This window comes from Acinetobacter lwoffii, assembly GCF_024129115.1.
In the GTDB taxonomy this organism is placed as follows: Bacteria; Pseudomonadota; Gammaproteobacteria; order Pseudomonadales; family Moraxellaceae; genus Acinetobacter; species Acinetobacter lwoffii_T.
Genome location: NZ_JAMXXO010000007.1, coordinates 80,493 through 94,875 on the forward strand (window position 1 = coordinate 80,493; position 14,383 = coordinate 94,875).

12 protein-coding genes are annotated in these 14,383 nt (G+C 43.0%); 6 read left to right on the forward strand and 6 right to left on the reverse strand.

Translation table 11 applies throughout. The features are described from left to right. Window positions 1–148 precede the first annotated feature (148 nt). Complete coding sequence (typA, locus tag NI470_RS07695; RefSeq protein WP_004281716.1) at window positions 149–1,987, reverse strand: translational GTPase TypA; 1,839 nt, start codon at window positions 1,985–1,987, stop codon at window positions 149–151. Window positions 1,988–2,161: 174 nt separating this feature from the next. Here typA and NI470_RS07700 point away from each other — a divergent pair, with 174 nt between their 5' ends. The 3 genes from NI470_RS07700 to NI470_RS07710 all read left to right on the forward strand — a co-directional run bounded on the left by NI470_RS07700 (window position 2,162) and on the right by NI470_RS07710 (window position 6,096). Beyond that, window positions 2,162–3,532, forward strand: a complete 1,371-nt coding sequence (locus tag NI470_RS07700; RefSeq protein ID WP_004281715.1) for a uracil-xanthine permease family protein — start codon at window positions 2,162–2,164, stop codon at window positions 3,530–3,532. A 66-nt stretch (window positions 3,533–3,598) separates the two neighbouring features. Beyond that, window positions 3,599–4,633, forward strand: coding sequence for a methyltransferase (locus NI470_RS07705; protein ID WP_253148079.1), 1,035 nt, complete (start codon window positions 3,599–3,601; stop codon window positions 4,631–4,633). After that, window positions 4,633–6,096, forward strand: coding sequence for an amino acid permease (locus NI470_RS07710; protein WP_121980021.1), 1,464 nt, complete (start codon window positions 4,633–4,635; stop codon window positions 6,094–6,096). The genes NI470_RS07705 and NI470_RS07710 overlap by 1 nt, the downstream gene beginning before the upstream one ends. Window positions 6,097–6,148: 52 nt before the next feature. Here NI470_RS07710 and NI470_RS07715 read toward each other — a convergent pair whose 3' ends face one another. Both NI470_RS07715 and omp38 read right to left on the reverse strand, forming a co-directional pair. Continuing rightward, a complete protein-coding gene (locus NI470_RS07715) occupies window positions 6,149–6,682 on the reverse strand; it encodes a cysteine peptidase family C39 domain-containing protein (RefSeq protein WP_191112634.1) in 534 nt (177 codons plus the stop codon). Between the two features lie 103 nt (window positions 6,683–6,785). Further along, on the reverse strand, window positions 6,786–7,835 hold the full coding sequence (gene omp38, locus NI470_RS07720; protein WP_004645938.1) for an outer membrane protein Omp38: 1,050 nt from the start codon (window positions 7,833–7,835) through the stop codon (window positions 6,786–6,788). A 376-nt stretch (window positions 7,836–8,211) separates the two neighbouring features. Between omp38 and NI470_RS07725 the strand changes: the two genes are divergently transcribed. The 3 genes from NI470_RS07725 to NI470_RS07735 all read left to right on the forward strand — a co-directional run bounded on the left by NI470_RS07725 (window position 8,212) and on the right by NI470_RS07735 (window position 10,627). Further along, window positions 8,212–8,733 (forward strand): GspH/FimT family protein, encoded by a 522-nt coding sequence (locus NI470_RS07725; protein ID WP_044108385.1) that lies wholly within the window; start codon window positions 8,212–8,214, stop codon window positions 8,731–8,733. Between the two features lie 111 nt (window positions 8,734–8,844). Further along, the gene (locus NI470_RS07730) at window positions 8,845–10,020 is read left to right on the forward strand and encodes a thiolase family protein (RefSeq protein WP_253148078.1); all 1,176 of its coding nucleotides are present in this window, start codon (window positions 8,845–8,847) and stop codon (window positions 10,018–10,020) included. A gap of 157 nt (window positions 10,021–10,177) precedes the next feature. After that, window positions 10,178–10,627: a VOC family protein gene (locus NI470_RS07735; RefSeq protein WP_253148077.1), complete on the forward strand. Its 450-nt coding sequence runs from the start codon at window positions 10,178–10,180 to the stop codon at window positions 10,625–10,627. A 58-nt stretch (window positions 10,628–10,685) separates the two neighbouring features. Here the strand turns inward: NI470_RS07735 and NI470_RS07740 are convergent, their stop codons facing one another. From NI470_RS07740 to NI470_RS07750, 3 genes are all read right to left on the reverse strand, one after another. Continuing rightward, the gene (locus NI470_RS07740) at window positions 10,686–11,171 is read right to left on the reverse strand and encodes a DUF934 domain-containing protein (protein ID WP_253148076.1); all 486 of its coding nucleotides are present in this window, start codon (window positions 11,169–11,171) and stop codon (window positions 10,686–10,688) included. Beyond that, the gene (locus NI470_RS07745; RefSeq protein ID WP_005252749.1) at window positions 11,164–12,807 is read right to left on the reverse strand and encodes a nitrite/sulfite reductase; all 1,644 of its coding nucleotides are present in this window, start codon (window positions 12,805–12,807) and stop codon (window positions 11,164–11,166) included. The genes NI470_RS07740 and NI470_RS07745 overlap by 8 nt, the downstream gene beginning before the upstream one ends. Before the next feature lie 254 nt (window positions 12,808–13,061). Then, the gene (locus NI470_RS07750) at window positions 13,062–14,183 is read right to left on the reverse strand and encodes a CaiB/BaiF CoA transferase family protein (protein WP_253148075.1); all 1,122 of its coding nucleotides are present in this window, start codon (window positions 14,181–14,183) and stop codon (window positions 13,062–13,064) included. Between the last annotated feature and the right edge of the window lie 200 nt (window positions 14,184–14,383).

Sequence of the window (14,383 nt, forward strand, 5' to 3'; positions counted from 1 at the left end):
GGTCAAATTATACCTGAGTAAATACTTTTAATTTTGACTTAATTTAATGCGTTTTAGTAAATTGCAATGTGAGCATCGCTTAAATATAAAAAAAAACCGTAATCTTCGAAAAGATTACGGTTTTTGAAAACCCGAAATAATCTAGCGATTATTTACCTGAACGGTTACGTTTACGTTCGTTTTCAGTCAAGAAACGCTTACGGATACGGATTGACTTAGGTGTTACTTCTACTAGTTCATCATCTTCAATAAACTCAAGCGCTTGCTCAAGTGTATATTCAATCGCAGGAACCAGCGTTAACGCATCATCAGTACCAGAAGCACGTACGTTGGTTAACTGTTTTGCTTTAGTCGGGTTAACTGTCATGTCGTCTGAACGAGAGTTAATACCGATGATCATACCTTCATAAACTTCTAACTGTGGTTTCGCGAATAGACGACCACGGTCTTGAAGTGTGAACAGTGCATAGCCCAGGCAAGTACCTTGAACCATAGAAATCAGTACACCGTTTTGACGTTTCGCAACAGTACCTTGCTTCATTGGACCGTAGTGCGAGAAGCTAGACGTCATGATCCCTGTACCAGAAGTCATGGTCAGGAATTCAGAACGGAAACCAATCAGACCGCGTGAAGGAACAGTTGCCTCAATACGGATACGGCCTTTACCGTCAACTTCCATATTGGTCATTTCGCCTTTACGATGACCCATTTGTTCCATTACAGCGCCTTGGTGCTGTTCTTCAACGTCAAAAGTAACGTTTTCGTATGGCTCTTGTTTTTCACCATCAATTTCTTTAATGATTACTTGTGGACGAGATACGCCCATTTCGAAACCTTCACGACGCATGTTTTCAATCAGAACTGAAAGGTGAAGTTCACCACGACCAGATACTTTGAAACGGTCTGGACTATCAGTATCTTCAACACGTAATGCTACGTTGTGAATCAATTCGCGGTCTAGACGTTCACGGATATTACGTGAAGTTACGAACTTACCTTCTTTACCAGCAAACGGTGAGTTGTTTACCTGGAATGTCATCGATACTGTAGGTTCATCTACAGACAATGGAGGTAAAGCTTCAACATTTTTCGGATCACAGATGGTGTCAGAAATGTTGAGTGCATCGATACCCGTTACACAAACGATATCGCCTGCAGAAGCTTCTTCAACGTCAACGCGATCTAGACCATGATAACCCATGATTTTTAAGATACGGCCGTTACGTGTTTTGCCATCTTTATCGATTACAGTTACTTGTGTGTTTAATTTCACTGAACCGCGCTGGATACGACCAATACCGATAACGCCTACGAAGCTGTTATAGTCAAGTGAAGATACCTGCATTTGGAATGGACCATCAACATCAACTGCTGGTGGTTCAACGATGTCTACGATCGTTTGGAACAACGGAGTCATGTCTTCAGCAAGTTCTTCTGGAGAAGGACCAGCAACACCACGAAGGCCTGAAGCATAAACAACTGGGAAGTCTAACTGTTCGTCAGAAGCACCCAAGTTATCGAACAAATCAAATACTTGGTCAATTACCCAGTCTGGACGCGCGCTTGGCTTGTCGACTTTGTTAATAATCACGATTGGTTTCAAACCACGTGCGAACGCTTTTTGCGTTACGAAACGAGTTTGTGGCATCGGGCCTTCTTGTGAGTCTACAAGAAGAAGTACGCAGTCAACCATCGACATTACACGTTCAACTTCACCACCGAAGTCGGCGTGTCCCGGGGTGTCCACGATGTTAATGCGGTATTCAGTATTGGTACGTTCATCTAACCATTTGATTGCAGTGTTTTTTGCAAGAATGGTAATACCACGTTCGCTTTCAATAGCGCCAGAATCCATGACACGCTCGATCTCACCCGCGCGATCACCGAGAGCACCTGATTGTTGCAAAAGTTTGTCTACAAGAGTGGTTTTACCATGATCGACGTGCGCAATAATGGCGATGTTACGGAGAGTTTTAATATCTGACATGTAAATTCAATGCGTATGTAATTTGAGGGCAAATTATACAGAAAAATACAAAACTTTTATAGTCACTGTAACCACACTCCTCAACTTTTTTTGCCCAGTTGGGGCTTTTTTGATTTTGTAAAGACGTGTAACTCGATTAGAATAGCGCCACCCAGCCTTAATTTGCATTGACACATGTCTGATTTTAATCAATCTCCTCCTTCTAAAGATCAACTTGACCTGGTATACGGTCTGGAAGATCGACCAAAACCACTGATTGCTTTTTTAGCTGCATTCCAGCATTTATTAGCGATTATTGTCCCGATTGTGACCCCTGGCCTGCTGATTTGTTTAGCGCTCGGTGTTTCCAAAGAAGACACCAACATGATTTTGTCCATGTCCTTGGTGATCTCGGGCATCGCAACTTTTTTACAGTCTAAAAAAGTCGGACCTTTTGGTGCCGGTCTGCTGATTGTCCAAGGAACCAGCTTTAACTTTATCGGTCCAATTATTGGTATTGGTTCAGCCATGGTGGCTGCAGGTACACCTGTAGAAGCAGTAATGGCTTCTATTTTTGGTGTGGTGATTGCAGGTGCATTTATTGAAATGGGCGTGTCACAAATTCTGCCTTGGATCAAAAAACTGATTACACCGCTGGTGACCGGGATTGTCGTGCTGCTGATTGGTTTGACCTTAATTAAAGAAGGTTTAATCAGTATGGGCGGCGGTTATCAGGCCATGAGCGATAAAACTTTTGCTAATGCTGACAACCTGATCATGTCTTGTACCGTCTTGGCGTTGATCATTATCCTGAACCGTATCCGGATTACTTGGGTAAAAAGCTCTGCCATTTTAATCGCCTTGATCTGTGGTTATGTTCTGGCAGGCTTTATGGGCCATCTGGATTTCTCTGGTCTGAAAGATGCACCTCTGGTACAGATTCCGACACCAATGCATTTCGGTTTAAGCTTCTCCTGGAGCCTGTTTATTCCAATGGCATTCATTTATCTGGTGACGTCTTTAGAAGCGATTGGTGATATCACTGCGACTTCAAAGCTTTCCAACCAGCCAGTTGATGGTCCAAAATGGATGCAGCGCATTAAAGGCGGTGTACTGGTAAATGGCGCGAATTCATTCCTTGCCGGTATTTTTAACACCTTCCCGAGTTCCGTTTTTGCACAGAACAATGGTGTGATTCAGTTGACGGGCGTAGCAAGTCGTTATGTCGGCATCTGGATTGCTGCTTTGCTAGTTATTCTTGGTTTACTGCCTGCAGTTGCTGGTATTATTCAGGCCGTTCCGCAAGCGGTACTGGGTGGTGCAGTGATGGTGATGTTTGGTGCAGTCGCAGCCTCTGGCATTAACATTCTGTCTGGTGTCCATCTGGACCGTCGTGCCCTGCTGATCATTGCGATTTCACTGGCACTGGGTTTAGGTGTTGCACAAGTTCCACAAATTCTTGAACATCTTCCTGAGTTATTCCGTAATATCTTTAGCTCAGGCGTTGCTACTGGTGGTATCGCTGCCCTTATTCTGAATGTAGTACTTCCTGAAACAAAGAAGTAATTTCATGTCCAAAGAACACTGTCTAGGTCAGACTTAGGCAGTGTTCTTTATATTGGAGAGATACCTATGGATCCTAAAAGCGAAGTTTTATTAAGACAATATGATTTTTTGTCGGGTCGCATCTTACTGATTAATGCACCAACAGATGATCTGCTCGCTGAATTCGATGCCTCTATCAATCCGGCTGTCTGGACATGGAATTTTAATGATTTTCAATATTTCCAGTCACAACAAGCGGATGTGCATTTTGGTGCAGAGATACCTGAAGCTGAGTTTGATCAGGCAGTTATTTTTGTACCCAAGTCTAAAGAACTGTTGAATTATTTACTGCACACTGTGGCAGCACAGCTTAAACCGGGTAGCAGTGTTTTTCTGGTCGGTGAAAAGAAAGGCGGGATAGAACGCGCAGCCAAACAGTTGCAGCCTTTTGGTAAAACACTCAAACTTGACAGCGCGCGTCATTGCCAGCTTTGGCAATTGGTTCTAGAACATACGGTCGAGAAAAAAGCACTTGCAGACTGGGCACAGCGTTATACCGTATCGACACCAAATGGCGACCTGAATATTTGTGCACTTCCAGGCGTCTTTAGTCAAAACCGTTTGGATGTAGGAACTGCCACCCTATTACCTTATTTGCCACAAGTTACTTCAGGTAAGATTGCCGACTTTGGTTGTGGCGCAGGTGTAATTAGTGCGTATCTGGCAAAGTTGAATCCGAAAAACCGGATTTTTGCCATGGATGTCGATGCCTTTGCACTGGCTTCTACCCAAATGACATTTGAAGAAAATCAGCTCACTCCTGAACAGATTGAAATCAAAGCGGTTACAGGCATTGAGGATGCACCCTTGTTCCTGCATGCCATTGTCAGTAATCCGCCTTTTCATATGGGAATCGAGACCGATTACACGGCAAGCGAAACCTTGTGTAAAACCTCGCGTCGTCATTTAAAATCAGGCGGTGAGCTTTGGATCGTAGCCAACCGTTTCTTGAACTACCCGACCCTGATTGAACAAAACTTTGGTCGCTGCACAGTAAAAGCGGATCAACAAGGCTTTAAAGTGCTCTTCGCCAGCACTCAAAAAAATGTTAAGGAATCATGATGAGCGAAACGCAAAACACGATGCAGCTGCAGCGTAAGCTGGGTGCTCGTCATCTGAATATGATCGCCATTGGCGGATCAATTGGTACAGGTCTATTCCTGGCCTCAGGGGCGACCATTGCCAATGCTGGACCAGGTGGTGCACTACTTGCATATGTACTGATTGGGATCATGATTTATTTCCTGATGACCAGCTTGGGTGAACTTGCCACGCACAATCCGACCTCAGGTGCATTTTTCACTTACGGCACCAAATATGTCGAAGGTGGTTTTGGTTTCGCTTTAGGTTGGAATTACTGGTACAACTGGGCCATTACCGTGGCTTTTGAGCTGGTTGCCGTTCAGTTCATTATGAAATTCTGGTTTCCCGATATTCCGGGCGTGTACTGGAGCGCCATTTTCCTGGCCATTATTTTCGGGATTAATGCCCTGACAGTAAAAGGCTTTGGCGAATCCGAATTTTTCTTTTCTCTGGTGAAAGTTCTCGCGATCATTGCCTTTATCATCATCGGAATCTGGATGATCGTGAAGATCATGCTGACCCCGGGTGCAGAAGCATTTGCCAACTGGAGCATTGGTGATGCACCCTTTGTCGGTGGTTTCCAGGCATTAATTGGCGTGGCGATGATTGCCGGATTCTCTTTCCAGGGTACCGAAATGGTCGGTGTGGCGGCAGGTGAATCGAAAGATCCAAAGAAAACCATTCCGGTCGCCATCAAACAGATTTTCTGGCGTATCCTTCTGTTTTATATCGTGTGTATTTTCATTATCGGCACCTTGATTGCCTATAATGACCCACGTTTATTACAGGCCGCTGCAACAGATAATATTGCACTTTCGCCATTTACCTTATTGTATGAAAAAGCCGGTTTTGCCTTTGCCGCCAGTATCATGAATGCAGTGATCCTGACAGCCATTCTATCTGCAGGTAACTCGGGCATGTATTCATCTACCCGTATGCTGTTTGATATGGCGCGTAAAGGTAGTGCACCTAAAATGTTCGCGCGTCTGGACCCGCGTGGTGTGCCAATGAATGCACTCTATGCCACTACGGCGATCGCAGCTCTATGCTTCCTGACTACTTTCTTTGGTGAACAGGAAGTCTTTAACTGGCTGCTAAACATGTCAGGGATGTGTGGCTTTATTGTCTGGCTCGGGATTGCAATTTCGCATTACCGCTTCCGCAAAGGTTATTTGGCTCAAGGTTATAAACTGGAAGATCTGGCTTATCGCGCTAAATTCTTTCCTTTTGCTCCTTGGTTTGCATTTATCCTGTGTGCGATTGTTGTTCTCGGACAGAACTATCAGGATGTTTTGGCCGGTCAATGGATGGGTGTGTTATCGACCTATATCAGTATTCCGCTATTCCTAGCGATTTGGTTCGGCTACAAATGGAAGAAAAAAACCAAACTGGTCTCTTATCAAGAGATGGATGTGCAGCCGATGAAACTTGATCAGGAATAAAAAATTATTCATTAAAAAAATCAGCTTACGGGCTGATTTTTTATTTCTTGAATTAACTATGACGCATCACGAAATTGCGATCATCAATCACAATCACTTGCTGGCAAATTCCGTCTGCCTGTCGCTGCTGCTCAAATACCTCTTTAGGCATAGACTCAAAACTATCAAAAAAGCTGATTTCCTGCTCATCAATAGAATAAATTAACGAGTGATTCCCTACCCCATCTAAAGTGTCATAGAACACAATCACAAAACGACCTTCACCTGCCTTTTTTTGAATTTCTGCATATGAAAGAGGAGATTCATAAACAGGTAATTTGATTTCTTGGGCTTTTTGATAAAATTCCACTTCAACAGGCTGTTTATCTGAATCATGTTCAGTATAAAAATCGACATCCAGACCAAGGGTTTTTAAAGCAACTGCAAGTGCGATGCTGGAGCTTCCCATTTCAGGGTCATGTTGACAGAGCTGAGTTAAATCAGGAATATTCAAATCAATTCCATAATGATGAAAAATCATCCATATTGCAAAAATTCCGCTATTGGCTTCCAGATTTTGCAAATCTTCAGGAATTTCGACACTCATATTTTTACTCAACGACATCTTAACAGGCTAAGTGTAGTCAAAATACAGACATAAAAAAAGCAGCTCCGAAGAGCTGCCTTTTTAATGAGTGTTCAATAATGAATTATTGAGCAACTGGTTGTTCAGCTAAAACAGTACGGCTACCAGTGATTGTCGCGAATACACGACGGTTCATAGCACGACCTTCTTTAGTGTTGTTGTCAGCAATCGGTTGATCCCAAGCGAAACCTTGAGTAGACAAGCGAGATGCATCAACATTGTATTCATTTACAAGCGAAGATTTAACAGAGTTAGCACGTGCTAGAGATAAACGTTCGTTTAGTGCACGTGGACCAGTGTTGTCAGTGTGACCTTCGATACGAGCAGTAGCGTTTGGATATTCAACTAGCTTCTCAGCAACTTTAGCGATTTCTGGTTTGTATTGATCTTTGATGTTTGATTTGTTTGTATCAAAGAACACACGAAGTTCCATGTTCAGGTCTTCAGTCAACTCTTGTGGCGCTGGAGCAACTGGAGTTACAGGCTCAACTGGAGCAACTTCAACTACTGGAGCAGCTGGTTTCAGACGACCACCTAGAACAACATTAAGACCAGCTAATGCTGTGTAGTTCCAGAATTTTTCGTCAAAGTGGTAAGTACCACGAGCTTCAGTACGTAGCGCTAAGGCATCGTTGATGTGCCAGAATGCACCCACACCAGCATTACCTAGAGTACCTTCTTCTTCATTACCGCGAGTACCGCGTGGCACACCTTCAAATTCGTATTTGTAGTGACCCGCACCTAGAAGCATGTATGGCTTCACTTTGCTGTCATAGTTACCAGTAAATACGTCAGAAGTTGCGTAGAAGTTACCTGCAATATTTTGGCCTTTGTATTCTGCACCTTCAGCAGCACCGTCAACATCGCCCTTTACTTGGCTATATTCAGCTTCAAAACCTAACCAAGGAGTTAATTCAACACCAATAGCAGCACCTACGAATAAATCGTCTTGTAATTCAGGACTACTAGTAAGTTCGCCATCATTACCGTTATTGTTGTGCTGGGTGTCTTGGAATGTATAACCTAACATCAACGGAGTAACAGTTACGCCTGCATTGGCAGCAGCAAAAGGTGCAGCTACAAGCATAGCTAAAGCAATACGACTCATTTTCATGGATTTATCCTCCAGAGATAACAATTGTTGTTCAAGCTCAAGCCCGTAATTAGGCCATCCTGAGATAGGCTTTTTATTACCCCAGTATTATTCTTAAGCTATTCACATGGCATCATACAAACACTTTATTATTTTTCCAAGTGCTTGATTAATTTAATCAAGTAAATTATTGACAAAATTACTTACAATTTCCGTTGTAATTCGGTAACTTTTTACTCAATTTTTTATTCCGAATACCCTATTCTGATTGCCAATTTTATTTTAACAGCTTTCTTGAGACTTCAGTAAGCATTGATTTACATGCTCAATAAAGCATAAAAAACATATAATTAATAACACCATTATTATAAAAATAATATATAAATCAGGTAACTCTATGTATAAAAAAATAATAAGAGCGTTTACTATTGTTGAGTTAATTATCTGTATTGCAATAATTGCAATCGTGGCCAGTATTGCTCTACCGTACTTCCATGAATATCGATCTAAACAGGAAGCCAAAAATATTCCGATCAAATTATCTCAAATTAATCGCTATGCACGCAGCCAGGCTGCAGTGTTTCATCAAAATATTGTAATCTGCCCGAGCCAAGATTCTCTCAGTTGCCAAGCCAATCAATGGAACAAGAACATGCTGGTTTTTATTGATAAAAATAAAAACAGGCAAGTGGATGTAGACGAACAAATTTTACATATTGATGCACTGAACCTCAAATACGGTAACCTAAGTTGGCGAGGAACTTTGAGTTTACCGAGTGTCACTTATCAAGCGCATACTGCCTTGCCGATTGGTTCAAATGGTAGTTTCTATTATTGTTCTACCCATCTTTCTAGCCAACAGCGTATTGTACTCAGCAAAATGGGCCATATCAGGATTGAAAGTCTCTCGTCTTGCTAACAGAACTATCCAGTTTATGCTTCGCTGCGATTAACGCTTCAATCCTGAGTTTTTTTCAATATACTGCTTAAGTTTGAAAAAATTGATTAAAACTCATACGGAGAGAGAACAATGACTGACATCCTAATTGTCAATGGTGCACGTACAGCCATGGGTGGCTTTCAGGGGAGTCTTGCCAGTGTAACTGCGCCAGAACTCGGTGCGGTCACCATTAAAGAAGCAATTGCCCGTGCGGGTCTGCAACCAGAAGATATTGAAGAAGTCATTATGGGTTGTGTCCTTCCGGCAGGTTTAAAGCAGGGCCCTGCACGTCAAGCCATGCGTCAAGCTGGTCTTCCAGATTCTACTGGCGCTGTAACCATTAATAAATTATGTGGTTCAGGCATGAAAGCCGTCATGCAAGCTGCAGATATGATTAAAGCCGGTTCTGCAAATATCGTGGTTGCAGGTGGCATGGAATCCATGACCAATGCTCCTTATGTATTGCCAAAAGCACGTGGCGGTTTCCGTATGGGTCACGGTGAAATCAAGGACCATATGTTTCTGGATGGCTTGGAAGATGCTGAAACAGGTCGCTTGATGGGTTCATTTGCCCAAGATATGGCAAATACCAAAGGTTATACCCGCGAGCAGATGGATGATTTTGCGATTCGCTCATTAAAGCGTGCGCAAACTGCGGTCAATGAAGGCTACTTTGCTGATGAAATCGTGCCTGTAACAGTTAAAACCCGTAAAGGTGATGTAGTCGTTGATAAAGACGAACAGCCGTTCAATGCCAACATCGATAAAATTCCAACTTTGCGTCCTGCTTTCGCTAAAGACGGTACGATTACGGCGGCTAATGCCAGCTCGATTTCAGATGGTGCATCAGCTTTAGTAATTACCTCGGCTGACAATGCAGCAGCAAAAGGGTTGAATCCTTTGGCTAAAATTGTTGCCTATGCATCGAATTCGCAACATCCATCTGAGTTTACCATTGCTCCAGTCGGTGCAATTCAAAAAGTACTGGATAAAACCGGATGGACCGCTTCTGATGTCGACCTTTGGGAAATCAATGAAGCCTTTGCCATGGTGACCATGTGCCCAATGGATGAGTTCAAGCTAGACCCTGAAAAAGTCAACATCAATGGTGGTGCATGTGCACTCGGCCATCCTGTGGGTTCTACCGGTTCACGTATTATCCTGACTTTGATTCATGCACTGAAACGTACCGGTGGAAAAAAAGGGGTTGCAGCACTGTGTATTGGTGGCGGTGAAGCGACTGCTGTGGCGATTGAATTACTTTAACCTCTTCCCTCACCCTATCACTCTCCCCTAAGGAGAGGGAGTTAAAAATCCTCCGAATCTGGAGGATTTTTTTCGCTTACATTTTGATAAGGCTTGCTCACGCAAAGTACCGCAAAGTGGCGTAGATTAAAGCAAGTAAATAAAAGGGAGTTCTCCCATGCAACTGAATCATTACCTCAATTTCCAAGGTCAGGCTGAAGCAGCCTTTAATTTTTATAAATCAGTTTTTGGAGGCGAATTTTCAAGTCTGAGTCGTTATGGTGAAATGCCAGCTGAAGAAGGGATCATGCTGTCAGAAGCGGATAAAAATAAAATCCTGCATATCTCACTTCCCATTAACGAATTTACAGAACTGATGGCATCCGATACGAATGATCAATTTTGCACGCAAACCAATACCGTGTTCATACAAGGTAATAACCATTATATTTCCATTAACTTAGACGCCAGTGAACAAGCTGAAGCACAACGACTGTTTGATGCTTTATCGGTGAATGGTCAAATTGAGATGCCGCTAGAAAAGACCTTTTGGGGCGCACTTTATGCTGCCTTTAGCGATCAGTTTGGAATTCACTGGATGATCAATTGTCAACTAGAAGTTGTGTAAATATTACAAATCAAAAAAGCCTCTATCTGGAGGCTTTTTTACAACAACTTAATTTAAATTAAGCACCTGTTTGATAATGTGCCTGTGCAACCGCAGTTGATGCCTGGTACGGATTTTTGAAATCATTCAAACCTGCAGCGGCTTCCTGAATATCTTTACCTTCTTTAATCACGAAAGTGTCGAAACCAGAACGCTTCATGTAATTCAGCACATCTTTGAACACATCACCGGTGGCACGTAGTTCACCCTGGAAACCCTGACGGCGAAGAAGTGCTGCAAATGAATAACCACGGCCATCATTAAAACCGGCAAACTCGATAAAGATTGCGTCTAGCTGATCTAATGGAAATTCATGGTTTTCAGGAGAAGCATCGACGGTTAAGTACAATGCTTTTTTACCTGATATATTGGCAATCTGGTCTAACTGTTCCACAGTCAGAACCACATCGCCCTGTGGCAAAACACCACCTTCACCAATCAATTGATAGGTATTGTCTGCAATCGTGCCATCTTTAGAGAGCACTTGAAGTGCGGTATTAAGCATATGCACGCTCCTTAAATGGTTGAATGCCGACACGGCGATAAGTATCGATAAACTCTTCACCATCCTGACGCAGGTCAAGATAAGTATTCAGAATTTCTTCTACGATATCCGGCACGACTTCGGCTGCAAATGATGGCCCAAGAATGTCACCAATCGAAGCATCATGATCGGCATTACCGCCTAAAGTGATCTGGTAGAACTCAGCGCCTTTCTTGTCTACACCCAAGATACCAATATTACCAACGTGGTGATGACCACAGGCATTCATACAACCTGAAATATTTAGATCCAGTTTGCCTAAATTGTAAATCGTATCCAGGTCATCAAAACGGCGTGAAATCGCTTCAGAAATTGGAATGGATTTCGCATTGGCCAATGAACAGAAGTCACCGCCTGGGCAGCAGATGATGTCGGTCAAGAAACCGATATGCGCACGTGCCAGGTTATTTTGGTCAAGAGTTTGCCATACAGCGAACAAATCTTTTTGCGGTACATCCACCAGTGAGATGTTTTGTTCATGCGTGGTACGCAGCTCACCGAAAGTGTACTGATCTGCAAGATCTGCAATCAGGTTCATTTCTTCGGTGCTGACATCACCCGGTGCAATTCCGGCACGTTTCAGTGAAATCGTCACAATACGATAACCTTTCACTTTATGTGCATTGGTATTAATGTTGAACCACTGTTTGAATTTCGGATATTGCGCGAACAATTCAGTGAAATCTTCATCTGCATAATCTTGGTAATCGAATGGCGTGAAGTTCTCATCCATTTTTGCCAAGGTGTCTGCATCGATTTTCAGTGTTTTAACCGTATGCTCAAATTCAGCTTCAACTTTCTCGGCAAATACTGCTGGTGTTAAGGCTTTTACCAGAATCTTGATACGCGCTTTATATTTGTTGTCGCGACGGCCATGCAAGTTATACACACGAAGCACTGCTTCCAGATAAGCAATCAGGTCTTCACGTGGCAAGAACTCACGGATAAAGCTACCAATCACTGGCGTACGGCCGAGACCACCACCGACTTTGATTTTATAGCCCATTTCGCCTGCTTCATTACGCACGATATACACACCGATATCGTGGAATGCAGTAGCTGCACGGTCAGTTTCTTCCAGCGCAGAAACTGCAATCTTGAACTTACGTGGCAAGAAGGCAAATTCCGGATGGAAGGTTGACCATTGACGGATCAATTCACAAGTCGGACGCGGATCGGCAATTTCACCTGCAACCACACCTGCATACTGATCCGTCGTGGTATTACGGATACAGTTACCTGAGGTCTGAATCGCGTGCATTTGCACAGTCGCCAGTTCAGCCAGCATATCCGGCACATTTTCCAGCGCCGGCCAGTTAAACTGGATGTTTTGACGGGTCGAAATATGCGCGTAGCCACGGTCATATTCTTTTGCCAAATCAGCCACTTTACGAAGTTGTTTTGAGTTCATCAAACCATATGGCACGGCAATACGTAACATTGGCGCATAACGCTGTACGTACAGACCATTTTGCAGACGAAGCGGACGATACTCATCTTCAGTGAGTTTACCGGCTAAATAACGTTCCGTTTGGTCACGGAACTGTGCAACACGTTCATTAATCAGTTGCTGATCGAAATCAGTATATAAATACATGGCGTACAGCTAGTAGTTTCTATTATATCGCCGGCAAGGATAGCGAGATTGAACCTATCAATAAAATGCTTTTTATACATATTTCATAGCGGTTTTATTGATAAGCCTGTCAAAGTTTCACGGATCTCAGTATTTACAGCATTCGATTAAATTTAAAGTAATAATGATTAAATTCTTCAATCATTATTACTTATTTTCATATAGAAAGATTTATCTCTACTTTCATTATCTACTTTATTAACACTTTAAAAATTCTACCAATTTTGACTCTCTCCCAATTGCTGTCCTACAAATTCATAACGTATCGTGGAACGTGAAAATTTAATCGGGCAAGCCAGTTGTGCTTCGGTTTGCTGACTATTGGATTTGAGTGGCACTTGTACGACCCATCCCCGCTGCTGGGCCAGATCGGAATGTAACGCTTCTTCAAGCTTGAGCACCGGTTCGACACAGACATCCAGCGCGGCAAACTGTGTTTGCCATTCAGATAAAGGCTTGGTCTTGATTTTATTCTGAATCGCCTGCTTCACCGCAGCATGATCTTCAGCGGCATAAGAAGCGCCTTTTTCCAGAAGAATCGGCAGCTCTAAGGCCTGTGCCAGCCCCTGCATAAATTGGGGCTCCAGACTGCCAACTGACAGATAACGCCCATCCTGGGTTTCATAATAGTCGTAGAAAGTCCCACCATTCAGATAGCCTGATTCAGGCCGTTGATGCTGATTACCGGCCAGACTGGCAGAAGCCGCCAGATTATTCATCGTCACCACGCAATCGGTCATGGAAATATCAATATATTGCCCTTTGCCACTTTGCTGGCGTTCAATCACCGCAGCCAGAATCGCAATTACGGCATGCATGGAACCACCCGCAACATCAGCGACCTGAATCCCCAAGGCAGGTGGGCCATTTTCAATCCGGCCACTGTGTCCGGCAATTCCGGATAAAGCCAGATAATTAATATCGTGCCCTGCCTTATCTTTATATGTGCCAGTTTGGCCGTAACCGGTAATGGAACAGTAAATCAATTTTGGATTAATTTCGCTTAAGGTTTGATAGTCTAGCCCAAGACGTTGCATTACACCGGGACGGAATTGCTCAATCACAATGTCATAATCTGCAATCTTGGATTTAACCAGTTCAATATTCGCAGGATCTTTCAAATCCAGTGCAACCGATTGCTTGTTTCGGTTCAAATAACTTTGTGAAGTGGCCTGTCCATTGGCAAAGGGTGGCATTAATCGCAACAGGTCCGGTCGGGTTGGTGATTCAATATGCACAACTTCTGCACCTAAATCAGCAAGATATAATGTGGCAAACGGGCCGGGTAAAAGTGTAGAAAAATCTAGGATTTTCAATCCTTTTAATACATATGACATTGGAGTATTTGCTCTACTTATATTGCTTTTTTCAGCATCTTAGGCACATAAATGCACAAAAACAATGTCATGTTCAGCCATTTACCTTGATAGTTTCGGCAATCTAATATGTAAGAAAATGGCAAAGGTATTCTTGTAAATTGCCATTGCTTTATTATTTTTCGTCATTTAGGTCAATTATTAGTGAACATTAAAGAGAC

What these genes read in the sequence shown, in the direction of transcription:
- NI470_RS07740 (WP_253148076.1), bottom strand. Translation starts at nt 11,171, where the DNA reads ATGCTTAATACCGCACTTCAAGTGCTCTCTAAAGATGGCACGATTGCA.
- typA (WP_004281716.1), bottom strand. Translation starts at nt 1,987, where the DNA reads ATGTCAGATATTAAAACTCTCCGTAACATCGCCATTATTGCGCACGTC.
- NI470_RS07745 (WP_005252749.1), bottom strand. Translation starts at nt 12,807, where the DNA reads ATGTATTTATATACTGATTTCGATCAGCAACTGATTAATGAACGTGTT.
- NI470_RS07710 (WP_121980021.1), top strand. Translation starts at nt 4,633, where the DNA reads ATGAGCGAAACGCAAAACACGATGCAGCTGCAGCGTAAGCTGGGTGCT.
- omp38 (WP_004645938.1), bottom strand. Translation starts at nt 7,835, where the DNA reads ATGAAAATGAGTCGTATTGCTTTAGCTATGCTTGTAGCTGCACCTTTT.
- NI470_RS07750 (WP_253148075.1), bottom strand. Translation starts at nt 14,183, where the DNA reads ATGTCATATGTATTAAAAGGATTGAAAATCCTAGATTTTTCTACACTT.
- NI470_RS07735 (WP_253148077.1), top strand. Translation starts at nt 10,178, where the DNA reads ATGCAACTGAATCATTACCTCAATTTCCAAGGTCAGGCTGAAGCAGCC.
- NI470_RS07730 (WP_253148078.1), top strand. Translation starts at nt 8,845, where the DNA reads ATGACTGACATCCTAATTGTCAATGGTGCACGTACAGCCATGGGTGGC.
- NI470_RS07700 (WP_004281715.1), top strand. Translation starts at nt 2,162, where the DNA reads ATGTCTGATTTTAATCAATCTCCTCCTTCTAAAGATCAACTTGACCTG.
- NI470_RS07705 (WP_253148079.1), top strand. Translation starts at nt 3,599, where the DNA reads ATGGATCCTAAAAGCGAAGTTTTATTAAGACAATATGATTTTTTGTCG.
- NI470_RS07725 (WP_044108385.1), top strand. Translation starts at nt 8,212, where the DNA reads ATGTATAAAAAAATAATAAGAGCGTTTACTATTGTTGAGTTAATTATC.
- NI470_RS07715 (WP_191112634.1), bottom strand. Translation starts at nt 6,682, where the DNA reads ATGAGTGTCGAAATTCCTGAAGATTTGCAAAATCTGGAAGCCAATAGC.